The organism is Ensifer sp. SSB1, assembly GCF_016652895.1.
In the GTDB taxonomy this organism is placed as follows: Bacteria; Pseudomonadota; Alphaproteobacteria; order Rhizobiales; family Rhizobiaceae; genus Ensifer.
The window spans coordinates 1-26190 of sequence record NZ_JAEPRP010000101.1 but is presented as its reverse complement, the minus strand read 5'-3'; the positions used below and the strand labels follow the sequence as shown (position 1 = coordinate 26190).

General features: G+C 62.5%; 19 protein-coding genes. 5 read left to right on the top strand and 14 right to left on the bottom strand.

Annotated elements, in window-relative coordinates:
- The 4 genes from I8N66_RS23015 to I8N66_RS23000 all read right to left on the bottom strand — a co-directional run.
- On the bottom strand, positions 1-267 hold a 267-nt coding region (locus tag I8N66_RS23015), incomplete at its 3' end, for a VOC family protein (protein WP_291158271.1).
- A 53-nt stretch (positions 268-320) separates the two neighbouring features.
- Positions 321-2051 (bottom strand): adenylate/guanylate cyclase domain-containing protein, encoded by a 1731-nt coding sequence (locus I8N66_RS23010; RefSeq protein WP_291158268.1) that lies wholly within the window; start codon positions 2049-2051, stop codon positions 321-323.
- A 125-nt stretch (positions 2052-2176) separates the two neighbouring features.
- Positions 2177-3148, bottom strand: coding sequence for an aldo/keto reductase (locus I8N66_RS23005; RefSeq protein WP_291158265.1), 972 nt, complete (start codon positions 3146-3148; stop codon positions 2177-2179).
- A gap of 130 nt (positions 3149-3278) precedes the next feature.
- The gene (locus I8N66_RS23000; protein ID WP_291158261.1) at positions 3279-3695 is read right to left on the bottom strand and encodes a hypothetical protein; all 417 of its coding nucleotides are present in this window, start codon (positions 3693-3695) and stop codon (positions 3279-3281) included.
- 440 nt (positions 3696-4135) lie between these two features.
- Between I8N66_RS23000 and I8N66_RS22995 the strand changes: the two genes are divergently transcribed.
- The gene (locus I8N66_RS22995) at positions 4136-4759 is read left to right on the top strand and encodes a hypothetical protein (RefSeq protein ID WP_291158258.1); all 624 of its coding nucleotides are present in this window, start codon (positions 4136-4138) and stop codon (positions 4757-4759) included.
- Positions 4760-4862: 103 nt separating this feature from the next.
- Here I8N66_RS22995 and I8N66_RS22990 read toward each other — a convergent pair whose 3' ends face one another.
- The 4 genes from I8N66_RS22990 to I8N66_RS22975 form a co-directional block, all read right to left on the bottom strand.
- Entirely contained in the window at positions 4863-6200 is a 1338-nt protein-coding gene (locus I8N66_RS22990; protein ID WP_291158255.1) for an HlyD family type I secretion periplasmic adaptor subunit, read from the bottom strand.
- A gap of 6 nt (positions 6201-6206) precedes the next feature.
- Positions 6207-8519, bottom strand: coding sequence for a type I secretion system permease/ATPase (locus tag I8N66_RS22985; RefSeq protein ID WP_291158279.1), 2313 nt, complete (start codon positions 8517-8519; stop codon positions 6207-6209).
- 172 nt (positions 8520-8691) lie between these two features.
- On the bottom strand, positions 8692-10734 hold the full coding sequence (locus tag I8N66_RS22980) for a type I secretion protein (RefSeq protein ID WP_291158252.1): 2043 nt from the start codon (positions 10732-10734) through the stop codon (positions 8692-8694).
- Positions 10735-10863: 129 nt separating this feature from the next.
- Entirely contained in the window at positions 10864-12618 is a 1755-nt protein-coding gene (locus tag I8N66_RS22975) for a hypothetical protein (protein WP_162768883.1), read from the bottom strand.
- A 531-nt stretch (positions 12619-13149) separates the two neighbouring features.
- Here I8N66_RS22975 and I8N66_RS22970 point away from each other — a divergent pair.
- From I8N66_RS22970 to I8N66_RS22960, 3 genes are all read left to right on the top strand, one after another.
- On the top strand, positions 13150-13632 hold the full coding sequence (locus tag I8N66_RS22970; protein ID WP_223728086.1) for a hypothetical protein: 483 nt from the start codon (positions 13150-13152) through the stop codon (positions 13630-13632).
- A 170-nt stretch (positions 13633-13802) separates the two neighbouring features.
- Positions 13803-14726: a DUF817 domain-containing protein gene (locus I8N66_RS22965; RefSeq protein ID WP_291158276.1), complete on the top strand. Its 924-nt coding sequence runs from the start codon at positions 13803-13805 to the stop codon at positions 14724-14726.
- A 76-nt stretch (positions 14727-14802) separates the two neighbouring features.
- Positions 14803-17853, top strand: coding sequence for an AsmA family protein (locus I8N66_RS22960; RefSeq protein WP_291158246.1), 3051 nt, complete (start codon positions 14803-14805; stop codon positions 17851-17853).
- Between the two features lie 59 nt (positions 17854-17912).
- On the opposite strand, the gene I8N66_RS22955 is transcribed toward I8N66_RS22960, so the two are convergent.
- The 6 genes from I8N66_RS22955 to I8N66_RS22930 form a co-directional block, all read right to left on the bottom strand.
- Positions 17913-18797: a dihydrodipicolinate synthase family protein gene (locus tag I8N66_RS22955; RefSeq protein ID WP_291158243.1), complete on the bottom strand. Its 885-nt coding sequence runs from the start codon at positions 18795-18797 to the stop codon at positions 17913-17915.
- A 27-nt stretch (positions 18798-18824) separates the two neighbouring features.
- Positions 18825-20444, bottom strand: coding sequence for an ABC transporter ATP-binding protein (locus I8N66_RS22950; RefSeq protein WP_291158240.1), 1620 nt, complete (start codon positions 20442-20444; stop codon positions 18825-18827).
- The gene (locus I8N66_RS22945; protein ID WP_113539844.1) at positions 20437-21360 is read right to left on the bottom strand and encodes an ABC transporter permease; all 924 of its coding nucleotides are present in this window, start codon (positions 21358-21360) and stop codon (positions 20437-20439) included. Before I8N66_RS22945 ends, I8N66_RS22950 begins: the two co-directional genes overlap by 8 nt.
- 10 nt (positions 21361-21370) lie before the next feature.
- The gene (locus I8N66_RS22940) at positions 21371-22285 is read right to left on the bottom strand and encodes an ABC transporter permease (protein ID WP_223730347.1); all 915 of its coding nucleotides are present in this window, start codon (positions 22283-22285) and stop codon (positions 21371-21373) included.
- 87 nt (positions 22286-22372) lie between these two features.
- A complete protein-coding gene (locus I8N66_RS22935) occupies positions 22373-23872 on the bottom strand; it encodes an ABC transporter substrate-binding protein (protein WP_113539845.1) in 1500 nt (499 codons plus the stop codon).
- Positions 23873-23898: 26 nt separating this feature from the next.
- Positions 23899-24738, bottom strand: coding sequence for a DMT family transporter (locus I8N66_RS22930; protein WP_291158235.1), 840 nt, complete (start codon positions 24736-24738; stop codon positions 23899-23901).
- Between the two features lie 262 nt (positions 24739-25000).
- Between I8N66_RS22930 and I8N66_RS22925 the strand changes: the two genes are divergently transcribed.
- Positions 25001-26190: exo-alpha-sialidase (locus I8N66_RS22925; protein ID WP_291158233.1), on the top strand; the 1190-nt coding region annotated here is incomplete at its 3' end.

Below are 26190 nucleotides of genomic sequence, written 5' to 3'. Positions count from 1 at the left end.
GCGCAGCCGAACCACTTCGGCGTTGAGGTCATCGACGATGATATGGATGCGGTTCCAGCCGCCCGGCGCTGGCTTTTCGCCGTCCGGCATCGGCCTGCCCGCCGAACTCGTCGGTCCACTGAGCAGCAGCCGCAGCGCTCCGCGCTGCACATCCGCGAAGGCCGGCGCGTAGCTCGACAGAAGCGAAAAGCCGAGATGGGTCGTGTACCAGGCGATTGCCGCCTCGACGTCGTCGACCATGTAGCGGACGTTGACTGTTTCCGACATTACCTCTCCTCCGAATGAACCCGGTCGATGCGGCTCCCCATGCCGTTCAGAACTCACTCCGGCAGTCCGGCCAGCCGCAATCCCTCTACGTAACGTGCGAGCAAGACCTTATCCCGATAGGGCGCACGGGAGCCGTATCGCTCGATCGAGAACTCCGGATTGAGCTTCAGGAGTTCCGCCGCTGCGCGACGCGCATCCTCCAGGCGCCCGAGTTGCGCGTAGGTCGCCGCGAGCAAACGGTAGGCCGAACCAAGATCGGCCATTTTCTCCAGCGGAGCCAACGCTTCATTGTACTGGCCGGAAAGATACCTGGCGGCCGCGATATTCCAGAAATACCAGTCCGGGCGACTGGGGTTCAGCCGCAAGGCCAGTTCCCCGATCCTGATCGCGTCCTCCAGCAGACCGAGATACCCCAGGGCATCGCAATATTCCGCGAGAAGATCGCAGTTGTTCGGCGCCAGTTCGCGCCCGCGCTCGTAACAACCAATGGCGCGTTCCGCCTCTCCCCTCCACAAATGGACGACGCCGAGCGCCCAGTGAACGTCGGCGTCATAAGGACTGAGCTCCAAAGCCTTGCTTGCCGATGCGAAGGCACTGGCAAGCGTCGCTTCCATGTCGACACCCTCGTTCCATTTCAACTTGCGTATATCCAGCCAGGCCAGCCCGAGGTATCCGCGGGCGTAGGCTGGATCAGCGTCGATCGCCGCCAGGAACATTTCCTTCGCCCGCCTGACCTCATCCGGTTTCAGGCTCTTTTCAACGTGCCGGCCGCGCAGATAGAGATCGTAGGCACTTGAGCCGTTGAGCGGCTCGGCGAGAATCCTGTATCGTTCGGCCTCTTCGATCTTGACATTCAAGGCAGCCGGAATGGAACGGGAGAGCTCGTCCTGGACATCGAACATGTCGACAAGGTCGAAATCGTATTTCTCCGCCCAAATGTGTTCACCAGTGGCATTCGTCAGATTGGCATTGACCCTGACACGGTCGGCAACGCGCCTGACGCTGCCTTCGAGCTTGTAGTAGGTAGCTGGTGTCTGGGGCTGCAGGTCGGGACGCGGTAACCGAACGATCACGTTCAAACCGGAGAAACGCAACAGTGCCGCAACGACGTCCTGCGTGATGCCGGCCGCGAAATAATCTTCATCGGGAATGCCGCTTAAGTTCGCGAAGCGTGACACATAGAGAACCGTCCGGCTTGGTTTGGCGGGAGGATTGTCCCGTACCTCCTGTGACGGTGGCTCCATCAGCGCCGCGCGCCCCGATCCACCGTCGTTGATGACGATATCGTAGACGTGCACGGGGCGACCGATGTTCTTCAACGCCTGCGCGCCCATGTCATCGAAGCGGATGTCCAGACGACCGCCCAGGGTGTCGTGAACCGAGGCGGAAACGGATACGCCACCCGGCTTGGCGAGGCTCTCGATGCGCGCTGCCACATTGACGCCGTCGCCATAAACGTCGCCGTCTTCAAAAAGGATGTCGCCGATATTGATCCCGATGCGAAATTCGATCCGACGATCCCGCCGCGTACCGGCGTTTCTCGTCAGCATTCCCCGCTGGATCTCGACCGCGCAGATTACTGCGTCTTCCACGGCACGGAACTCCATCAGCATGCCGTCGCCGATGAGCTTGACGATCCGCCCGTGATGCGCGGCGACCGCGACGTCCCAAAGCTCCTGCCGATGAGCCATGAGGGTCGCAAGCGTACCCTTCTCGTCGCGTTCCATCAGCCGACTATAGCCGACCACGTCCGCGGCCATGATGACGGAGAGCTTTTGTTCCATCGGCGCCCCCAGGCTCCAGCAACCCTATGGATAGCATATCCGGCCGCGCGAGGCACTGGAGACGCGGCTACGCGGCCGACAGATCCCTAGGGTGGGCGTCGATGACAAGCGGTGAAACGGCGGCTTCAATCCCGATAGAAGTTGCGCTGCCAGCGGTGGGCGCTCAATTTTGCACGCTGCGCATCCGGCAGGCCGGCACCGTCGCCGATGGCGCAATTGCGCTCGACGTTGCGAACCGAGCGCATGCCGGGAATGACGGTCGACACAGCCGGGTGGCTGAGCACGAAGCGCAGAGCCGTTTCGGCAAGTGCATCCGGGGCGATTTGCAGGTCCTCGACGATCTTCTGCGTGCGTTCCTCTACCTCGCGCTTGCGCTCGCCACGGAAATACGTCTCGCGAAAATCACCCTCGGGGAAGACCGTGTCGGAACGGATCTGCCCGGTCAGGCCGCCTTCGTCGAGCGCTACACGGACGATGACCCCGACATTGTGCTTGAGGCACGCGGGCAGCAGCTTTTCTTCCGGTGCCTGTTCGAAGATGTTGTAGATCACCTGGACGCTGTCGACGACGCCCGTCTCGATCAGTCTGAGGGCATTGTCCGGCTCGTAGTCGTTGATCGAAACGCCGAAGAAGCGAATCTTGCCGTCGCGCTTCAACCGTTCGACCGCCTCCAGCCAGTCGCCGCGGCCGACCCACTCGTCCGACCAGACATGGAACTGCTGCACGTCGATGGTCTCGACGCCGAGGTTACGCAGGCTCGTCTCGGTGCAGGCGATCACGTGGTCGGCCGGAAAGGTCTGCTCGGCCGGCGTAGCGGCATGGGCGGGCCATTGCATGTTCTTCGGCGGGATCTTGGTCGCGACATGGATCGTCTCCGAGCGCTCGCGCAACAAAGCCCCGATCAGCTTTTCGCTGTGGCCCTGGCCGTAACCCAGCGCCGTATCGATGAAGTTGAGGCCGAGATCGACGGCACGGTTGAGCGCGCGGGCGGATTCGTCGTCGCGCGCTCCCTGCCAATGGCTCTTGCCGATGCCCCAAGCACCATAGCCGATTTCGGAAACGCGAAGGCCGCTACGGCCGAAGGTTCTATAGTGCATGATGAGCTCGCTGATATTGGAAGGAGGCGGGATGCCGCCGGATATCTAGGGTATGGCCGCCCTTCGTCAACCGCAGTTGTATCGTCGATGTCGGGAGATTTCGACGGACGCTATGCGCGTCCTCGTCGCGCTACGAGAGAAACCAGAAGAAAACCGCCGACAGGAAGATGAATGCAAGCACCAGTCCCATGAACTGTCGCATGGCTTCACTGGTGTTATCGCCGAGCACGGCCAGCCACACCGGCCCGCCGGCACCGTCTTCGTCGCGCATATTCTGGACGGCAGGCAGTTTGCCGCGCTTGGCCGAAGGACGGCTATAGTCGTGCGGAGGCGATTGGTGGTTGCGATCGGGTGCAAGATCGCCTGCAAGGTTGGGCGCGACCAGGCCACCGTCGCCCGCGTCGACGATCTGCGCCTGCTCTGCTTCATTGGTCGGCCGGCCGCGCACTTCGTCGCCTTCTGCCCGGCGGAGACGTCCTGCGCCGTGGTGAAACGCCCATCGTGGTGTTTTCGGTTCCACATTGGATTTCAACTGACGGATAGACATCGAAACCTCCTGGCGGCTCAACGATCCGGCAGGCACTTTGTTCCGCAGAAACCGGACCGCGCCACGCACCGAGTTCATTTCGGGCATGTGCGGAGGCAGAAAACAAAAGAGCCCGCCGCGGGAGGAGCGGCAGGCTCTTAGAAAACCGATCAGCAGCCTTAGGAGGAGGAGTGGCGCTGATCTCGCAAACGACCTTTGGGAGGAGGAGAAGGTCGTTCGCCTGTCGAAGCTCTGCGGGAGGAGGTGCATCGCTTCGATGATTTGAATATACAGGGATCGCACCGAAATCGTAGACGGGATTTCGCAAGCCAGCCATGCGCCCCGCGCAACACGATGCCAGCCCCCGCGCCAATCCCCCTCGTTCATCACGCCATTTCGATTTTACTCCACCAAATGCGACCATTAGGCTCTTGCCCGAAAACCTGACGGGAGAGAGACCAATGAAAAACGGACTTGCAGCCCTCGCATTCGTCCTGGCCTGCTCCGGAGCGGCCCACGCTCAGGACACCAGCATGAGTTTCTTCGTCACCAGCGTGAACCCGGGAAAGGGCGGCGATCTCGGCGGGCTCGCGGGCGCCGACGCCTATTGCGACGCCCTGGCAAAGACGGCCGGATCGACCGGCAAGACCTGGAAGGCCTACTTGTCCACCGACAGCGAAAATGCCAAGGACCGGATCGGCAAGGGGCCATGGTACAACGCCAAGGGCGAGAAGGTCGCCGACGACGTCGCCTCCCTGCACAGCGACAAGAACAACCTCACCAAACAGACCGCGCTCAACGAGAAGGGCGAGATCATCAACGGTCGCGGCGACACGCCCAACCGCCATGACATCCTGACGGGCTCCAAGGCTGATGGCACCGCAGCACCGGATACCTGCGGCAACTGGACGATGGGCGGCGCCGATGGCGCGGCGATCGTCGGCCACAGCGACCGCACGGGCCTGAACGATTCCGTCGAAGCGAAATCCTGGAACTCGTCGCACGCGACGCGAGGTGGCTGCACCGTGGAAGCCTTCAAGGGTACGGGCGGCGAAGGCCTGTTCTATTGCTTCGCCGCGAACTGAGGGCTGGGGAGAAGCATGCAGCCTTCTCCCTCTGCCACGCCCGTCATCTGGGCGATGCCGGGCAAAGGCACGGCTCCCCGAAACGGCGTTCGAGGGGCCTTGCTTAGTTCTCCATGAAAGCGCGAGCCATGCTGTCGCGGATCGGCTTCGTGAGATAATCGAAGAAGGTCCGCTCCGCCGTCTGGATGAGGATTTCAGCCGGCATGCCCGGCGTCACGGCGAAGTTATGGACCCTTGCGAGCTCACTTGCCGGCAGGCTGACGCGGGCGAGGTATACCTCGCGCGTACCATCCTGCGTCTGCACGGGCAAAGCATCGGCAGACAGGTAGAAAACCTGACCGTTCAGCACCGGCGTCGTGCGCTGGTTAAGCGCCGTCAGGCGCACGGTTGCCTTCTCGCCGACCTTGATGTTGTCGATCTCGGTGCGCAGCACCTGCGCCTCGATGATGAGGGGCACATCGGCCGGCAGGATTTCCATGATCGGCTTGCCGCTTTCGATGACGCCGCCTGACGTGTGGTAGTGCATCCGGATAACCGTGCCGGTCACGGGCGCATTGATCGTGGCGCGGCGCAGCACGTTGGTGGCCCCGCGCAGCTGCTCGCGCACGGTGTCCAGTTCGGCTTCGGCTTTCTGCAACTCGTCGAGCGCGGCCTCTTTGTAGCTCTCTTCCGTCTGGTTCACCTGCTGCTGCTTCAGGATCTGCGCACCCGTTTCAGAGACCTCGGACATCAGCCTGCCGATCTGACCTTCGGCATCGGCGATCGCCCGCTGGATGGTCTTGATCTCCGTCTTGCGGATCAGATCTTTTGCCAGCAGGATTTTCTTGCCGGCATATTCCTCGTCGAGAAGGGAGCGCTGCTCGCGAACCGCCTTCAGCTGCTCCTGAAAGCCTTCGGAGCGAAACTCCAGGCTCTCGATGTTGCGCTTCAACAGGCCGATATCGCTGTCGAGCTTGCTTCTCCAGGTCTGGAAATTGAGCTGCTGGCTTTGCACGATCGGCGCAATTTCCGCGTCATCCTTCAGATGCGACGTCAGAACGTCGGGCAATGCGATCTCCTTGAGACCGTGCGCCTGGGCGTTGAGCCGGGCGACAATTGCCTCCAACCGGGCCCGCCGCAGGAAGAACTGGCGTTCGTTGGCGAGCGCGGCTGTCTCGTCCAGGCGGATCAACGGCTGGTCTGCCGTGACGTGGTCGCCCTCGCTGACCAGGATTTCCTTGATGATCCCGCCTTCGAAATGCTGGATCACCTTGTTCTGGCCCGTCGCGACGAAACTTCCCTGGGCGATGATGGCTGCCGCCAACGGTGCCGTAACGGCCCAGGCACCAAAGCCGCCGAATGTGACCCCGATCAGCACAAAGCCGATCAACGTGTGTTGCCAGATGGAGCGCGGAACCTCCGCGTACCATGTCAGGTCTTGTACTTTGGCTGCGTCCGTCATGTTTGCCTACGGAAGTTGTGGCTGGTCGAGTGGGTTTCCTTCGGTGTTCACCCCGCGGGAAGCCAGCGCCTTGAGAACATCCTGCCGATGGCCGAAGAGGGCCACCGTGCCGTTGACCAGGAGCAGCACCTTGTCGACGCTGTTGAGAAGCGCTGGGCGCTGCGTGATGGTGATGACCGTGATCTTCTCACGCTTTGCATGTGTCAGCGCACGGGTGAGTGCCGTTTCACCGGATGTGTCCAGATTGGAATTCGGCTCGTCGAGCACGACCATACGCGGGTTGCCGAAGAAGGCACGAGCAAGCGCGACGCGCTGCTTCTGGCCGCCCGACAGAGGCGAGCCGTCGGCTGCGACGACGGTTTCGTATCCATGCGGCAGCATGGCGATCATGTCGTGCACGTCGGCGAGCTTGGCAGCGGCATAGATCTCCGCGTCGGTGGCATCCTCGCGCATGCGAGCGATGTTCGCCTTGATCGTTCCCGGGAAGAGTTGGACGTCCTGCGGCAGATAACCAATGCTCTCGCCGAACTGGCGCTGATCCCAGTTCCTCAAGTCCATGAGGTCGAGACGCACGGCGCCCGACGTTGGCAGGATGGAGCCGACGAGCATCTTGCCAAGCGTCGTCTTGCCCGCGCCCGAACTGCCGATGACCGCCAGCGAGTCGCCCGGTTCCAGTGCGAAAGTGATCCCGTTCAGCACGACGCGCTTGGTGCCCTGCGGAACGAAAAGCAGCCGCTCGACGTCGAGGCGTCCTTCAGGGCGCGGCAGCTTCAACCGTTCGAAATTGAGCGGCGACGTATGCAGCAGCGCGGAGATGCGGCCGTAGGCGGCGCGTGCCTGGATCACCTGGTGCCAGCCTTCGATTGCCGCCTCGATCGGGCCGAGCGCGCGGCCGGCGATGATCGAAGCCGAGATCACCATGCCCCCGGTCAGGTGACCGTGCAGCGCCAGGTTCGCGCCCCAGCCGAGCATCGTCACCTGGGTCAGCAGCCGCACTGCCTTGGAGAGAGATGCGAAGGCGATGTTGCGGTCCTGCGCCAGAACCTGTGCCTTCAGCGAGCCGGCCATGTCCTTGCCCCAGATGTGTACGGCTTCGGGGATCATCGCCAGCGCGTTGATGATCTGCGAGTTGCGCGACATCGAATCGAGGTGAAGGTTCGCCTTGGTCTGGTAGTTGGTCGCCTCCCCGAAGCCCGCGGCGGTCGCCCGTTGGTTCAGGAGGGTCACGATCAGCAGAAGAAAGGCGGACGTAATGACGATCGCGCCGAGATGCGGATGGATAAGGAACACCGCCAGCACGAAGAACGGCGCGATCGGCGCATCGAGAAAGGAAAGCAGCGTGCCCGATACCAGGAAGGCGCGAAGTTGCTGCAGGTCGCCAAGCGTTTGATACTCACGCCCGTTGCTGTGCAGGGCCGCTCTTGCGGCAGCGCTCAGGATCGGCGCGCCGAGCTGGGCTGCGACCTCCACCGCCGTGCGCATCAGGATCATGCGACGGATGCCATCGAAGATCGTCTGCAGCACCACCGCGCCGACGATCAGGGCCGTCAGCATCACTAGCGTGTCGATCGAACGGCTGGTCAGCACCCGGTCCGAGATCTGGAACAGATAGACCGGTATCGCAAGGACGAGCACGTTGGTGGCGATCGTGAATACCATCACGATCATCAGGTTTTGTCTGATCGCCTTGAGGCCCGCCTTCAGGCTCGCGGTGAAATCTACAGCTCCAAGACGCTTGTGAAAGACGCCCGCGCCACCAGCACCGCCACCGCCACTACCATTGCCCCCGCTGCCGTTCGAAGTCCCGCCGTCCTTGGCGGCTGGACGCGGCTCCGCCTTGATCGGCCCGCGGTCACCATCGATCACGACCATGCCGGACGGTGTGTTCCTGTCCTTCATTTCGGCGGTCGGCCAGATTACCGGCTTCTCGACGCGGGGTTCGGGCTTGCGCTGCTCCTGCGGCGGCCGCTGTTCCGCCGACATGCGATCGCGCAGCGCCGAGAGCGTTTCTACCTTTGCCGGGGTTTCGACCCTCGGGGGCCACGCGCGCTGTGTGGGGTTGCCAGCCTGCGCGGCATTGGCTGCTGGAGGCGCAGCATTCGTCGTCGGCATCGGGTTGATTGGCCGGGACGCTATGTTCGTCGGCGGCGGGGTTGTGCTGGCGGCAGGAGGTGTAGGGCCCGCAACCTTTGCCCCCGGGCCCGGAACGGGTGCCGCGCCGGGGTTTGCCGACCTCTGATTTTCGCTGGCGCCGTCGGTCGCTGCTCTGCGTAGTTGATCTGCCACCCCGTCGATCTCCTTGACAGCTCGGTCCAGAATGTTCTCCTGATGGTCAAGTCTGCGAAGGAACCGCTGCTGAACGGTTTGCGCATCCGACCATCCGGCCTGCCGCGGCTTCCCATCGGCGTCCGCAGAAGGTGAATTTCCGACTTCGGTAACGTCTTGCCGCGACGGGTCGGTGCGGTCGGTCATGGAATCCTCCCGCGCCCGTTCACGCGACCATGCTGTGCATGGGATCGACGCTGGCCGTGTCTATCGTGTGCATAGCCGGGTTCGGCGATGCGTGGTCCTGTGTCTGATGGCCGGTATCCGGGCTCAGCATGCCATCGCCAAGGAAGACGACCGCCTCGCTCGCCAGCGCATTCGGATCCTGCCCTCCCAGGAATGGCTCGTTCTTGATCAGTTCGGCCTGGACCAGCACCTCGTCAGAATAGATGCCGCCCCCGGCATAAATGGACTTGCCGGTATCCACATCGACGATGCCGGCATAGTTCATCAGGGCGTTCTTGCCGGTCGAGATGGTCCAGTCTGCATCCGGACGTGCCGCCAGCGCGTTCATCGCCAGCGTCACCTGGTCGCTGTCGCCCAGAATATTGGTCTGCTGGATGTAGTTGAGGCTGAGCAGGTCTCCGGAAATATAGAGTATTCTCAGGCCCATCATTCCGGCGAAGGCGGCATCGTGCATGAAATCCTTCGACGACGGATTCTTGCCCTCGGAAAGGTCCTGCAGGGCCGAAAGATAACTTTCCGGCATCGGGTTTACCGGACCCGCGCCCCCGGCCTCAACGATGCTGGCATAGTTCCAAAGGAGGTTGCCGCCCGTCGAGACGGATCCGTGACCGCTCATATGGAAGCCACCGACGGCCCCGATGAAATCGTTGTCGAGCAGGATGTTGGTCTGCTGGATGATGTTGGCGTCAAAGACGTTTCCACCGACGAAGACCAGATCGTAGCGGTATCCCAATTCCAACAGCGAGAGTTGGTTGGCAGCGGTGTTGTCGCCGGCGATGACCGAGAGCTTGGACCCGGAAGCCGCAAGGATGGCCGTGTCGTTGTCGGACATGAAGGTGAATTGCTGATGCCAATTCACCATCATCAGGTCGCCCTTGATCTCGGTGATGGCCCAGGCCTTGGGAAAGACATTCGTCTCGTTCTGCGCGGTCTGCGTCGGTTCGACGTGCTTGAACGACGCGGTATTGAACGCCTCTGTCGCCTTCTCTGCGCCCAGGCTCCCACCGGTGAGCGTAGCACCCACAGCGTCATTGTCGGAATAGACGTTGGTCTGGATGATGGCGTTGAGCTGGACGTGATCGCCCGCGACCGCAAGCACATTCGATTGCAGCCAGTTGCCTGTGATGACGACCTCGTTGACCAGCGTGTTGCTGCCGGCATCCAGTTCGACCGAGGCCGCGATCGGAACGGTACCTCCGCCGTGCGCGACGGCACCGCTGGCTTCCTTCGGGCCGTTGGTCAGTTCAGGCTGGTCGGGCGTGCTCGACGGCTCGTCGGGGTTCGGCAGATGATCCTTGAGGACCGGCGCCGTCTCAACCAACTCACCGTTAACATAGATGCCTTCCAGCGTATCGCCCTTGGCGACGAATTGGCTGGCGGACAGTCCGTCCACCTGTCCCGTATCCTCAGGAGAATAGGCGTCAAGCGTCGCGGCGGTCGTCGTAACCAGGCTGGCGATCGTTGCGCCGGAACCGGCAACGTCCACGGGGCCGAGCGGCGAAACCTGCTGCGCGGCATCGATGAGTTGGGCCATCGTCGCGCTGTCGTCGATATGCAGGCCGGATTTCAATCCGTGCCCGCCCATGTCGACGAAATCGTTGTCGGAGAGCTCGACAGTCTGCTGGCTGTAGACCACGACCGAGCCCGGAGGATTGATGATGTGCGGGGTGGCGGCATAGGACGCCTTGAAGGACCACGTCTGCAGGACACCTTCAGGGTTGCTGCTACCAATCACGCCTTCCGTGAGCGGGTACTCCGGAAAAGGCAAACCGGCATATCCACTCGGAACGGGCCCATAGATGTCCGTGTCGAGCGGACGGTAGGGAACGTCAGGATTGAAGTCGTCGAGATCGTAGGGAGCCTGCGCCTTGACCGGCGCGGCCTCGATGTCCTTTGGATCCTTGTGAACTTCGCGCGCCGGGTCGAATTTCTCGTGTGCTTCGCGTACGCGAGCATCTTCGGTCGAGAGTTGGAAAAGACCGATGAAATGGGCGATGGTTTCGGAGATTTTCGCGGAGTACATGGTCAGGGCCTCCTTTTTGTAGCCGGTAGTGCCCCTTAGCGTATCGGGTCATGACGAGCTGCGCGGGTACCCGCGCAGCCCTGTTCGAAGCCGATTGCGAACCGTAGAACCGGCCGCGGCACCTGACGATCAGGAGTTGTCGTCGTGACCAATTACGTCAGCATGGTAGTCGCCACCGACGACTGTCATGTCGATCGTGTTGCCTTGCAGGTTCGCGCCAAGCACGATCTGCTGGTTGAAGGCATTGGTGTCGATCGTCGCATCTGCCGTCGCCTGGGAGAGGCCCTCGACCACAGAGTCGCCGCCGTTGTACGAGCCCCACATGCCGGCATTGCCGCCCGTGCCACCATCGCCGTTGGTCGCGAAGCCGCCGTTGCCGCCAGCACCACCGTCACCGCCCCAGGCGTCGCCACCATAGGCAGCACCACCGTCGCCGCCGCCGGCCCACGAACCCGTGAGAGCGAGGCCGCCAAGGCCATGACCACCGGTCGCTGCGCCACCGGTTCCGTCGCCGCCATAGCCGTCGCCGGTCGTTCCACCGCTTGCGTCGGCAGCGCCGCCGTAACCGCCGTCACCACCGTAGCCGACGCCTGCGCCGTAGCCGCCGCCAGCCCCGAAGCCCGCGCCGAGCGCATTGCCGCCGGCACCGGCATCGCCTGAATCGCCGCCTTCCGCGCTGCCGGTCCGGCCGAGCGCAACACTGTTGCCATCGCCGCCGGCACCGCCGTCGCCGCCGTCGCCAGCGAAGTTCAGGATCGGCAGGATGAACCCACCAGCATCGCCGCCGTTACCAGCTGCACCGCCGTCACCACCGTCACCATTTCCGCTCTGGACGTTACCGGACTGACCGCCCGCGCCGCCTGAGCTGTCGCCACCGTCGCCGCCGCCTGCTGCGCCGACACCGAGGCCAACACCGAGGCCGAGGCCAACACCGAGACCAGCAGCACCGGCACCACCGGCACCACCAGCGGCGGCACCGCCATTTGCGTCACCGCTGGAGCCATCGGCGCCGACGCCAACGCTGGCTGCAATACCACCAAGGCCATGCCCGCCGGTTGCGTTGCCGTCGTTTTCGGAATGGCCGCCGTCACCTTCGCCGCCTGCAGCGAAGCCACCGATCGTGTGACCGCCATCGCCGCCGTCGCCACCATCGGCATAGGCCTTGCTTCCGCCTGCGCCACCGTCTGCGCCGGACTGGATGCCGTCGCCGGACTTGGCCGTGCCACCCCAGGCGCTGCCGTTCTGGTTCAGCGTACCGCTGTTGTGGATGTTTTCAGCCTTGTCGTCGTCCGACATGATGGCGTTCTGGCTGAAGACGTTGGCAACGTTGTTGTTGCCGTTGAGCGAGTCGTTCAAGATGTCCTTGAAGCTCGTGCTCGCCATGCCGTCGATCTTGGAATGGTCGATGTCGTTGAAGTCGTCGTCGGACGGCTTGTAGCCATCGAGGTCGAGATTGACCTTCACGTCGACGTTGGTCTTGCTGTCGACGTCGACATGGGTGTTCGACGTGTTTTCGTTGTGGTTGGCGTTCAGGTTGCCGTTGGCATTGAAGTTGCCGTTACCGTTCAGGTTGGCATTGCCGTTGCCATTGGCGTTACCGTTGGCATTGCCATTACCGTTGCCGTTCAGGTTGCCGTTGCCGTTGCCGTTCAGGTTGCCATTGTAGGATTCGCTGTGCTGCGACTGATCCTGTCCTTGCCCCTGGCCCTGATCCTGGCCCTGATCCTGACCTTGTCCCTGGTCCTGGCCTTGTCCCTGCCCCTGGAGCTGACCCTGGAGTTCAGCCTGGAGCTGGCCTTGTCCCTGCCCTTGTCCCTGGTCCTGGTCCTGGCTCTGATCCTGGCTCGGGTCCCATGGGAACAGAATGTTCTTGTCCTTACTCATAACGATGACCTCAAGTTGAGGCCGCCATAGCCGAACCGCATTCTTCTCTTACGCGGATTTGGGCCATCGCGGGCTACGGTTGGATTTGATGAAGTTTTGGATCCTCCGAGGCGCTCAAGCGCCTGTATGCCATAATGTGCAATCAACAAAATTTGAGCTGCTCTCCCTCCCACTTGGTCGAGAGGAGCTGGTCAGGTGCTGAAAAAGGGCATTGTCCCATTCGCTGCAGTACTAGCCCTCAATAGGCCTGAACACGTCCTGCTCGCCGGTTGCGGAAAGAAGTCTGTCGAAAACCGACCCGCATTGTAAGTTGTCAGTTCGGGTTAACCTTGGCGGGGTAGCCCGGGCTCGAAATGCGGTCCGCCCAAGGTATTATCTATTAGAATTTTCTTTTAAACGGCATCATTGCATGCATAATTTCCGGCACTGAATGCGTGCGCCGGATAGTCTTATTGGAACAATTTACTGACAACGGGAATGCGCTATTCTGGAACGGAATGGTTCTTGGACAGCAAGTTTTGGCAGGGGCCCATGGCAAGATTTCATGACATCCTTCTTCTGATCGGACAGCTCAACTACACCTGGACCAACACGGAAAGCCTGCTCATCTATCTGATCGCCGGTCTTGCGCGTGTGGACAAGGAAACCGCGATCATCATCTTCCTGACGCTGAACACCACACGGGCGCGGATCGAGCTCGTCGAGCGATTGGCCAAGACAAACAAGACGCCGCCGAACCAGCGGCAGGAAATCCTCGCGCTGACCCAACAGCTCGGTCGGCAGGCGAAGCTCCGCAACAAGTACAGCCACTGCATCTATTCCTTCGACGAGAACGGCGACCAGGCAAGCACGCAGCTGATGGCGATCTTCGACAGCAAGGACACGATCAAGTACGGCAAGATCGAACAGATTAACGAAGCGGAAATCACTCGGATCAACGAAGTCATCGAGCAGCTGCAGGAGGTCAACCGGGAAATCTGGTCGATCGTCGAGCGTTACTCCTTCCCACGCTGATGCGCGCCTAACCCGCGAGGGCTACTGAAAACCATGGGGTGGACCACGTCACGAAACGGCATGGCCTCAGATTTCGCCTAGCCGGCAGTTGTCGTCCATCCTTATTTCAACCGCATTGTCCCGGCATTCGCGTCGCCAGTGGTGAAGCGGAGGCTATACGCGTGGCTCTAATGTCGGACGATAGGCGTTTCACGAGCCGGGAAGCCCGTATCGATGCTGCTGCACATCGCCTGCTCGACCGCCTTCCGGCGAGCGGCCTCCTCGGCGGCCTGACGGAATTCCTGGTGTTCGGCATCAAGCAGGCCTTCGCGTGCCTTTTCGGCGGCGCCATGCTTGCCCTCATTCTTGCCACGAAATTGTTCTGGCCGCAGGAGATCGGCTTCGCCCGCTATGATTTCCTTTTCCTCGCGGCGTTGGCCATCCAGATTTCCCTGATCGTTTTCAAGCTAGAGACCCTTGCGGAAGCCAAGGTCATCCTGATCTTCCACATCGTCGGCACGGTGATGGAGATCTTCAAGACGTCGGTCGGGTCATGGATCTACCCGGAGCCAAGCATCTTGCGCATCGGCGGCGTTCCCCTGTTCTCGGGTTTCATGTATGCCGCCGTCGGCTCCTATCTGGCGCGCGTGACCCGCATCCTCGACATGCGCTATACCGGCTATCCGCCGCTCTGGGCGACAGTGCTGCTCGCCTTGGCGATCTATGCCAATTTCTTTACGCACCATTTCATCATCGACCTGCGCTATGGTCTGTTCGCGATCACGGCGGCCCTTTTTCTGCGCACGACGGTGCACTACCGCGTCTTCCGGTTTCGCCATCGCATGCCGCTGCTTCTCGGGTTCCTGCTGGTCGCCCTGTTCATCTGGTTTGCCGAAAACATCGGCACTTGGTCGCGCGCCTGGATCTACCCCTCCCAGCACAATGGCTGGACCCTGGTTTCTCTCCAGAAGCTCGGCGCCTGGTACCTGCTGATGATCCTGTCCTTCGTGCTGGTCACGCTCGTCCATCGCCCAAAAACACAGGTGGCGACGATGGCAAGCGCGGCGACGCCGGACCTCACGGCGGATGCGAGGAGTGCCGCGGCTTCCGGTTGATTGCAGCGCAAGAGTTGCAAAACACGTCTGCGTGGAAAACGATACCGAATCAATCGCTTTCGCAACGGAGAGGCACATGCAGCGTTTCTTTCTCGGCCTGCTGGCGCTCGGGGTTCTCGCGGTCGTCTCTCTTATTGTCCTGCCGAGCTTCGTTTCCAGCGACTGGATGCGTGCCGAACTCAGCCGTCAGCTCTCGAGTGCAACGGGCAGTTCGATCGCGCTGAAAGGCCCCGTCCGGCTCTCCGTCATCCCGCATCTGGCTGTTGTGGCCGAGGACGTTTCGCTCGACGCCGAAAGCGATGGCGTGACCGCCGAGATCGGCGAAGTCGCAGGTTCGGTGACGCTGTCCTCGCTCTGGGCCGACCGTTTGCACATCAGGGAAGTCCGGCTCATCCGGCCGCTCGTGGTGATACGGCCGAAGTCGGAAACCGCATCGACGGCAGAAGCCGGCGGCAGCGCCGGTGACAATGGCGAGGCCAAGCCGAACGATCCGCTCGCAGCCCTTGTCGCCTTCCTCGAACGAAGCGCCATCGATACGATTTCGATCAGCGAGGGCACGCTGAGACAAGGGAATGCAGCCGGGGCGACCGAGGTCGTCAGCGATCTCGACCTTACGCTACAGGCCCCAGACATCGACAGAGAACTATCGCTGTCGGCCGGCGCCCGGCTCGACGACCGGCACTATAAAATCGCACTTTCCGTCACTCCGCTCCGCCCACTCCTCGAGCGTAAGCCGGCCGACCTCAGCCTCTCGGTGGAGACCGACCCGGCGCTTGCACCCGGCCTGACCCAGCTCAAGGCAAGCGGACAAGTGGCGCTCAACAGCAACGGCAGCTACCAGATCCGTGGTGGCAAACTGCATGTCGGGGACGAGGAGCTCAATCTCGATGCGCTGTTCATTCCCGGCGACCGCCCGCGGTTCATGGCCGACCTCAACGCCGATCGACTGAATTTCAGTGCCTTTGCCGGAACCAGCGGCTTGGGATCGTCGCAATCCACCGCAGGGACGCCTCAAAAGCAGCCTACCTCGGCTGGCTTGCAGGCACTTACCGGATTCGATGCCGATGTCAGCGTCACCGTGGGTGCTCTTACCATCAACGATATTTCCGCCTCCCATGTGGCGCTGACGGCGGCCCTTAAGGATGGGCTGCTGACGACACGGCTTGAACATCTCGGCATCGACGCCGGCGGCATTTCGGCCGAGATCTCCGCCGACGTCCGCAAGAACGAGCCGACGTTCAAGGGCCGCGTGACGAGCAAAGGGCTCGACATCTCCAAGCTCGCGGGCCTTGCCGGCCTGTCGGTTCCACTGTCCGGCGCGCTTGCGGTGGATAGCGGTTTTGCGTTCCGCGGCCTTGGCGGAGATGCGTTTAGAAAGTCCGCCAACCTGAGCGGCACCGCAAGCTTGCGCGATGCGATCTTCATGGTACCCGGCGTCAACGATCCGTCGATGAACCAGGTGAAGATCAAGAAGCTGGCGGTCAAGATCGACGATCTTACCAAGCCCGTGCTCTTTTCCGGTAACCTGGTCTGGCGTGGGAAGGCGGTCGATGCCGACTTGCGGCTGCCGGTGCGCGACCTGCTCTCGGGCTCGGTTCCGGATGAACTGCCCTTGAAGCTCGATCTGCGCACGCCGGAAGCGACACTCTCGCTCGACGGCAAGGCGGCACTCGGCGGCAGCTATGCCGGAAAGGCGAACCTGGCGGTGGCGGATCTGCGCGCCCTTCTTGCCTGGGTGGGCCAGGGCGGCGGCGACAGCATCGAGCAATTCGCCTTCAAGGGCGAGGTCAATGCGGCCCCCACCGGCGTTTCGTTTCAAAAAGCCAGCCTTTCCGTCAATGGGGTCGAAGGGAGCGGCAACGGTTCCGTAGCACTCGGCACTCCGCTCAAGATTTCCGGCGCGCTTCATTTCGCCGAACTGGACCTGGCGCGGCTTGCCGGCGCCCGCCCCGCCGCGCCGCAAGCAAAGGGCAAGGCAAGCAGCCCCGAACCCAAAGACGCGCCGCTGGACCTGTCGTCACTTCGCACGATCGATGCCTCCATCAAGGTCGATGCGGAAAGGCTCGGCTATGGACGCGTTTTTGCGGGACCGGTGGCTACGACCCTGGTGATCTCCGAGGGTGTGGCGAGCCTCGACCTTCCCGAAAGCCCGTTCTATGGCGGCCGGATGGCCGCAAGTCTGAAGGCGGACGGCACCGGAGAGCAAGCTTCGATCGCTCTCAAGGCCTCGATCGCCGGCGCCTCGGCCGCCCCGCTGTTGATCGACCTCGCGAACTTCAAGCATCTCGAGGGCGCACTCCAGGCCCAATTCGACATCGCGGGGGCTGGCGCAACGACCGGCGCGCTCAAGCGCGCGCTTCAGGGCTCGGCAAACGTCCGCTTCTCCGACGGGGCGATCCGCGGCATCGACGTCGCCGACGTCTACAACAACCTCGTCGGCCTCATGTCGTCCGGCTTCAAGCAGAACGAGAACAAGGCGACGGGCTTTACCGAACTCGGCGCATCCTTTGCCATCGAGAACGGCGTCGCGCGAACCGAAGATATCAAGCTCATCGGTCCGCTGGTGCGCATGAGCGGCAGCGGTGAGGCAAACCTTCCGGACGACCAGCTGAACTTCCGCCTGGATCCGCGCGTCGTCGCATCGCTCGAAGGCCAGGGCGCCGACATCGCAACCGAAGGCATCGGCGTGCCCGTGATGATCGAGGGCTCCTTCGCCGCCCCCCGCATCTATCCCGATCTGTCAGGCCTGCTGAAGAACCCGGACGCTGCACTTTCGGCGCTGAAGAAGCTCGGTCTGCCCACGGGCAAGCTGAAGCTCGACGAGCTTCTCTCCGGCGGCGGGAAGGCCGGAACGATCCGCGACATCATTGGTGGCGCGATCGGCAAGCCGCAGAAAGAGGGCGGGGACCAACTCTCCATCGAAGAGATCATCGGTGGCAAGGCGGCAGAGGGCAGCGAAACGCCGCCCGCTCCGCCGGCTGAAGAGCAAGCCGTGACACCCGAGGTGCCCGCCGAACAGCCGGCACCGGAGGCCCAGCAGCTCGACCAGCAACCGGCCGCTGAAACGGAGCAGCCGCAGGAGGAAGGCGGCACCCTGGGAAAGCTGTTCAACCAGCTTCTGCAGTAGCCGTTATATAAAGTGTCTGCGATCGCCGATCCGGCGGCCCATGTGGCCGCCGAAAGGCGTCACCCCAGGAGCTCGTATTTGCGAAGGATCGCTGCGATCTGCGCGTCCTGCTCTGCGTTCGGAAGCAGCGCCGGCTGGCGGCTGGCGCCGACAGAGGCGTCCTGCAGAAACAGTGCGCGCTTGACCATGGCCGGAGCGAAGCCCAGGGCGTAGAGGTCCGTGCGGAAGGCGGCGAATATCGCCTGCTGCTTTTCGGATTCACCGATCTCGCCTGCATTGAAGGCGTTCAGGATGTCCGCAAGCACGTGCGGCATGGCGTTGCCGAGGCCCGAAATGCAGCCGGCCGCACCGTTTTGCAGCGCCCAGAGCACGAGGTGGTCAGGGCCGGAATAAACCTCGAAACCGTCGACTTCCTTGGCAACCTGCAGATAAGCCTCCAGCGTCTCCTTTGCGCCGCCGGAATCCTTGATGCCGGCAATGTTGCCGTGGCCGGCGAGTGTGCGCGCCGTGTCGGGCTCGATGTGGTTCTGCGTGCGGGCCGGAATGTCGTAGAGGTAGACGGGTGTCTTCACGGCATCGGCCACGGTCGAGAAATGGCGGACAAGGCCATCCTGAGTGCAGGCGATGAAGAACGGCGTGATCACCGCAATCCCGTCGACGCCGATCCTGTCGAATTCGCGCGCGAGCTTCACCGTCTCGAAGGTGGCCGGCATGCCCGCATTGACGATCACCTTGACGCGACCGCCGACCTCGTCGACCACCTCCTCCGTCAGGCGCACCTTTTCCTCGAAGGTCAGGGCGGTGAAGTCACCGTTGGTTCCGGCACACATGATGTTGTTACCGGCTGCGACCTGGCGGCGAACCTGGGCGCGTGTCGCCTGGTAGTTGATGGTCTCGTCCTCGTTGAAACAGGTCACGAGGGCAACGAAGGCTTGCTTGGTCATGCGGGTATTCCTTTGAATGGGCGCGCCTCAGGACGCGCGCTGAAGACGGGCGGCGCGATGAGCGGCCTGGACGTCGGGATCTGGGTCGAGGCCGGCGGCGAGCAGCGCACGCGTATAGTCTTGCTGCGGCGCGTCGAACACCTCGCGCACCGTGCCGAGCTCGACGATGTTGCCCTTCTGCATGACCATGACGTGGTCGGCGAAGTCGCGGACGACCGGCAGGTCATGGGCGATGAAGATGAAGGCGATGCCCATTTCCTTGCGCAGCCGGTCGAGCAGCGCGATCACCTGCGCCTGCACCGAAACGTCAAGCGCCGAGACCGCCTCGTCGCAGATGATGAGCTGCGGCTCGAGCGCAAGCGCGCGGGCGATGGCGATACGTTGGCGCTGGCCGCCGGAGAACTGATGCGGGTAGCGGCCCATGTGCTCCGGGCCGAGACCGACCTGCACCAGAAGTTCGGCGACGCGCTCGCGCCACTTCGCCTTGGGCAGGATATCCGGATGGATGACCCAGGCCTCGGAAATGAGCTGGTAGACGGTCATGCGCGGATTGAGCGACTGCGTCGGGTCCTGGAACACCATCTGCAGGTCGCGGCGCAGCTTGTAGAGTTCGGCAGGCGACATGGTGAAAAGATCGCGGCCCTTCCACAATGCACTGCCGCTATCCGGCTCGTCGAGACGCAGCAGGATACGCGCCAGCGTCGACTTGCCCGAGCCGCTTTCACCGACGACGGCCATGGTCTCGCCGGGCATGAGATCGAAGGATAGACCCTTCAGCGCCTCGAAGGAGCCATAACGCTTGCGCACGTCGCGAACGGAAAGGACGGGCTCGGCGCGGGCGGCCGGCGCATGCATCTCGCCCTTGCCGGGGGCGGCGGCAATCAGCTTCTTCGTATAGGGATGCTGCGGGTTCTTGTAGACCTCGCGCACGGTGCCGGCCTCGACCAGAACGCCTTTTTCCATCACCACCACGCGATCGGCGATCTCGGCGACCACACCGAGGTCGTGGGTGATGATGAGGACCGCCATCCCGGTCTCCCGCTGCAACTCCTCGAGCAGGGCGAGCACCTCGGCCTGCACGGTGACGTCGAGCGCAGTCGTCGGCTCATCGGCGATCAGGAGGTCCGGTCGGAGCGCCAGCGCCATGGCGATCATGACGCGTTGGCGCTGGCCGCCGGAGAATTCGTGCGGGTACTTGTCCAGCGAGCGCTCGGGGTCGGGGATACCAACCCGGGTCAACAGCCGCAACGCCTCGGACGCGGCTTTCGTCGCATCCGTTCCGTGGGTGGTCAGCGCCTCGCGGATCTGCCAGCCCACGGTATAGACCGGGTTGAGATGGCTCAGCGGGTCCTGGAAGATCATCGCGATACGGCGTCCGTTGACCTTGCGCCTTTCCTGCGACGGCATCGTCAACAGGTCGACACCGTCCAGCAATATCTCGCCCGAACTGATACGCCCCGGCGGCATGTCGATCAGGTTCATGATCGCCGAGGAGGAAACCGACTTGCCGGAGCCGCTCTCGCCAAGGATTGCGAGCGTCTCGCCACGGTCGAGATGGTAGGAGATGTTGCGAACCGCTTTCACAACGCCGACTGCCGTGTGGAACTCGACCGACAGGTCGCGGACTTCGAGGAGATGGTCAGCCATTCTTGCGACCTTTCATTTCGAGACGCCAGCGCTGCACCGGATCGAGCGCGATGCGCAGCCAGTTCGACAAGAGGTTCAACGACATGGTGGTAAGGATGATCGCAAGGCCGGGCCAGAACGAAAGCCACCATGCGTTGGTGAGGTACTGGCGTCCCTGCGAGATCATCAGGCCCCAGGTGATTTCCGGAGGCTGGATGCCGATACCGAGGAACGAGAGCGCGCTTTCGGCCAGCATCACATAGGCGAAGTCGAGCGTCGCAAGCGTCGTCAGCGTCGGCAGCACCACCGGCAGGATGTGGCGGAAAAGGATGCGCTTGTTCGATGCGCCCATCACGCGGGCCGCCTGCACGAACATGCGCTCGCGAATCTCCAGCACTTCGGCGCGTGTGGTTCGCAGGTAGACCGGGATGCGGGTGATCGCCAGCACCAGCATGAGGTTCAGGACCGACGAGCCCAGAATATAAAGTACGATGACGGCAATCAGCAGCGACGGGAAGGACATGATGACGTCCGCGAGCCGCATGATGATCTGATTGACGCGCGGCGAGGAGAAGCCGGCGACAAGACCGAGGAAGGTGCCAACGGTTGCCGAAAGCGCGACGGCACCGGCGGCCACCATCAGCGTGTTCTGGGTGGCGACGATGATGCGGGCAAGCAACGGCCGCCCGAGGGCATCGGCACCCATCCACCAGACCCAGCCCCGCTCCCAGTCGAAGGGTACGGCATTGCGGCCTCTGAGGTTCTGCTTGGTCGCGAGATCGCCGAGCCAGGTCGGCCCGATGATTGCGAGGATGAGAACGAAAAGCAGGAAGATCGCAGCGCAAAGCGCGAACTTGTCGGCAAGCAGCATGCGGAACATGCGGGTCGCAAAGCCCGGTTCTTCGGCGATGACGGTATCGGCGGTCTGAAGGGTCATGGTCGCCTCCTCAGTGCCGGATGCGCGGATCGAGCAGCGCGTAGGCCAAATCGATCAGCAGGTTCATGAGGAAGATCGCCAGCGCCGTGACGAGGATGGCGGCGAGCACGACGTTGAAATCGCGCTGCAGAATGGAATCGATCATCAGCTTGCCGACGCCCGGAAACCCGAAGATGGTTTCGACGATCACCGCGCCGTTCAGAAGGCTCGCGGCCTGGTCGCCGATGACGGTGATGACCGGCAGCATGGCGTTACGCAACGCATGCACGAAGATGATCGGCCCGGATTTGACGCCCTTGGCGCGCGCTGTCTTCACATAGGCCGAAGAAAGCGCCCCGATCATCGAGCCGCGCACCACCTGTACGATGATGCCGAAAGGCCGGATGAACAGGACCGAGATCGGCAGGATCCAATGTAGCAACGACCCCGTGCCCGAAGTCGGCAGCCAGGCGAGGTTTACCGAAAAGACGACGATCGCGACGATGGCGATCCAGAAATCGGGAACGGAGGCGCCCACCAGCGAGATCAGCGAGGAGAGCCGGTCGAAGAAACCGCCGGCGCGGAAAGCGGCGAGCGAGCCGACGATAATTGCGGCACCGGCCACCAGCGTCATGGTGATGACGGCGAGCCAGAGCGTCCAGGTGAAGGCCTCGAGCACGACATCCAAGGCAGGGCGGGCCTTGCGCAGGGACTCGCCGAAATCGCCGGTGACGACGTCGCCGACATAGCGAGCGAACTGAACCAGCATGGGATCGTTCAAGCCATGCAGTTCGCGAAACTGCGCCTTCATCTCTGCGGAGGCTTCGACCGGCAGGAACAAGGCGGCCGGATCACCCGTCAACCGCGACAGGAAGAAGACCATGACGAGCAGCCCGACGAGCGAGATCAGACTGGCCACGGCGCGTTTTCGAACGAATTTCAGCATGGCGCCCTCGAAGAAATCCGGCGGCGGGATCATCCCACCGCCTTGATTGCTGTTGTGACTGGCGAACCGATCGTTCGCCAGGGCAGATTACTTGATCTTGATCTCCGAGAGCTGCAGCGTCCCGTTTGTCGCCATCGTCGGCTTGAAATCGAGCCGCTCGGAAACGCGGGAGAAGCCTACCATGTGGAAGAGCAGGACGTCGGCAACGACGTCGTCGTGCAGATAGGCGATCAGCTCCGACCAGAGCTTGGCCCGCTCTTCGCCGACGGCAGCCGATGCACGCTTGATCAGGTCATCGACCTTCGGATCGGAGAAGCCGGACTGGGTGCCGTCTGTCGCGTATTTGAAGAACATCGAGAACGACGGATCGCCCTTGGAATTGTCGTGCATGGCAGCGACAATCTGCGGGCCGCGGCCTTCCTTGAAGGGCTTCGAATAGTACTGCTCGTGCTCGGCAACCTCGACGAACTTCAGGTCGACCTTGAGGCCAACTTCCTGAAGCTGCGCCTGAATGGCCTCCATGATCTCGGTCACGTTGGGGAAGTTTGCCGAACGGGCGATGATGGTGATCGGCGTATCAACCTTCACGCCATCAGCCTTGGCTTCCTCAAGCAGCTTCTTTGCGCCTTCCGGATCGTAGGGGAAGACCTTGACGTCGGGGTTCCAGCCGAGCGTCGGCGGCGGTACGATCGCGGTGGCAAGCAGCGCGCTTTCGGGAACCAGGGTACCGAGGAAGGCCTGGCGGTCGATGGCGATGTTGAGCGCGCGGCGGACACGAACGTCGTTCAGCGGCTCGATGTTGTGATCGATGCGCAGGTAGACGGTTTCGCTGTCGAGGTAGGAAAAGTCCGTTGCCGGGTTCGTGGCGTCGAGCTGCGAGATCGACGGCGAAAGGTCGGCTTCGCCGGTCTGCACCATGGCTGCGCGCACCGACGGGTCGGCGCGGAAAAGATAGGTGGCTTCCGTCACTTCCGGCTTTGCGCCCCAATAGTCGTCACGGCTGGTCAGCACGATCTGCTGGCCCGGGGTCCAGTTGGTCAGCTTGTACGGACCGGTACCGACCGGTTCGCGTACGAATTCGAGCGGCGTTTCCTCCGGCACGATGGTGACGAGAGACATCAGCAGCGGCAGAATCGGCTGAACCGGATCGGCCTTGAAATCGATCGTGTAATCGTCGACGACGGTCGGCGTTACCGTGATGCCGCCGAAGTAACGGCGCGATTCACAAGCGTTCTTGTCGCTCATAATGCGGTCGAAGCTGTGCTTGACGTCCTTCGCATCGAAGGTCGTGCCGTCGGAGAACTTGACGCCCTGGCGCAGATGGAAGCGCCAGCTGCCGTCGGCATTCTGCTCCCACTTTTCCGCCAGGCGCGGCATGACGCCCTTGTCGCCGCGGACGTCGAGTTCGGTCAGCGTTTCGCTGACGTTCTGCATGATGACGCGACCGATGTTCGAGCGCGTCGCCATGCAGGGCTCGAGCAGGTCCGCTTCCTCGGCCAGCACGATCTTGATCGGCCCGGATCCCGCAAAAGCGGGCGACAGGGCCGATCCCAGCATGAGTGCACTCAAGACCAATAGTTTCTTCACGGCATTTCCTCCCTAGTGAAATTCGTTCAGCCGGATGTTGCTTTTCCGGATCGCGCGGCGATCAGCGCCGCACAACCGATGAGCCCGCCGCCGCAAAGGGTGGTGAGGGCGATGTCTTCACCAAACAGCGCGAAGCCGCCGAGCGCCACGAGCGGCAGGCGCAGAAAATCGACCGGCGCGACGATCGTGGCCGGTGCGAGCGAAAAGGCATGGGTCATCATGCCCATGCAGGCGGTTCCGACGACGCCCTGCAGCGCCAGAAGCGTCATCTCTCTCGACCCCGGCATGGACCAGAAAGGCAGAGCGAAGAGAAGCGCGATCGGGACGGTCAAAAGAAGGTTCCAGACGACAAGCGTCGAAGTCTTATCGCCCTTCGACATGGACTTCAGGATCAACTGAATGGTCGACTGCAGCACAGCGCCCGTCAGCGCGAGAAGGATCGCAAGACTGAAACCGGTTCCGGAGGGACCAATGATCAGCATCGCGCCGCCGAAACCAAGCGCCACCGCGCCGATCATCGCCGGCCCGGGCTTTTCACCCAGCGCCAGCGCGGCGCCGAGCAACAGGAAGATCGGCGAGGTAAAGGCGATGGCCGTCACGTCGGCAAGCGGGCCCCAGCTGAATGCGGCGAAAAAGGCGACCATGGCGAGCAGCTTGAAGCCGGCACGGACTGCATGCTGACGCAAGGGGTGGCTCGACCTGAGCACGGACGGGCGCAGGGCGACCCAAGGCAAAAGGATGACCGCGCCGAAGAAAGCGCGGAAGAAGCCGATGACGAAGGGATGCACGGCACCATTCAGCGCTCGCACGATCACCGCGTCGAGTGCTGCCAGGATCGCGGCACCAACCGCGAACATGACTGCCATCTTAGCCCCCCGAGGGCTGGCTTCCGGCATGAGATCCTCCTCCCCGGCATCCTCTCGCCGGCTTGTCCAGACCATCCACTTTTCACCTAAGTTTGTCAAATTAATTCGTGATGTAAAATTCGTTCCATGATTTTTATTCGAAAAATACAATATATATCAATATGTTAATTAATCCGAAGAGGATGAAATCTCACATTTGTAACTTTATCAAACTTGACAACTTTGAGAATTTGGCGATTTTCAAAGCACAGAGGAGGAGCCCATGGACCCTGAAGAAATCGCCAGCAACATGAATGGCCAGCTTCAAACCGCGTCGCCCGGGCGCACGGAAGCGCTGTTGCCTTCGCCGATGATCCAAAACCATGCCGCCTTCCTGCATCTGCTTTCAGACGGCGCGCTCGTCTGCGCCTGGTTCGGCGGCACGCTCGAAGGCAAGTCGGATATCTCCATCTTTGCTTCCGTTCTGCCGAAGGACGCGACGCAATGGGGACCGCCACAGCACCTGAGCTTCGACAGCGCGCATTCGGAGCAAAACCCGGTGCTCTTCAACGCGCCCGACGGCAGGCTCTGGCTCTTCCACACCTCCCAACCCTCAGGCAATCAGGATGAGTGCCGGATCCGGATGGCGGAGGTCCGCCGCGATGCTTCCGACCCGCTGGTACTAACGACCAGCGAAGGCCGCTATCTGGACCTTCCCCGTGGCTGTTTCATCCGCGCGCCCCTCGTGGTGCGCAGCGACGGCGCGTGGTTGCTGCCGATCTTCCGCTGCGTCCAGCGCCCTGGCCAGAAGTGGAACGGAAGCCACGACACGGCAGCCGTCGGCATTTCGCTTGATCAGGGAGCGACGTGGCAGCTGGAGGAACTGGATCAGTCCATTGGCTGTGTGCACATGTCCCCGGTGTCGCTCGGCGATGGTCGCCTTGCCGCTCTCTTCCGTCGGCGGCAGGCCGACTGGGTCTACAGGACCGAGAGCCTCGATGAGGGCAGATCCTGGTCCGTGCCCGAGGCTAGCGACGTCCCGAACAACAACTCCTCGATCGCCGCCCATAGCCTCAACGACGGCCGGATCGCGATGATCTGCAATCCCGTCAGCGCAGCCGACACCGCCGAGCGGCGCGCCTCGCTCTATGATGAACTCGGCGAGGACGACAACCGCCCCGACGCCGACCCTACGGGAGGCTGCGTGCCGATCTGGGGCGTCCGGCGCGCGCCGGTCGCCCTCTGCCTCTCCAAGGATGGCGGCAAGACCTTTCCCGTCCGTCTGCTGATCGAAGACGGCCCCGGCACCTGCCTTTCCAATGACTCGACCGACGGCCGCAACAAGGAAATGTCCTATCCGTGGCTGCTCGAGGGGCCGGACGGCACCATGCACCTCGCCTACACCTACCACCGGCGCGCCATCAAATATGTTCGCCTGGCCCCTGGCTGGGACCACGCCGACCAACGGAGACC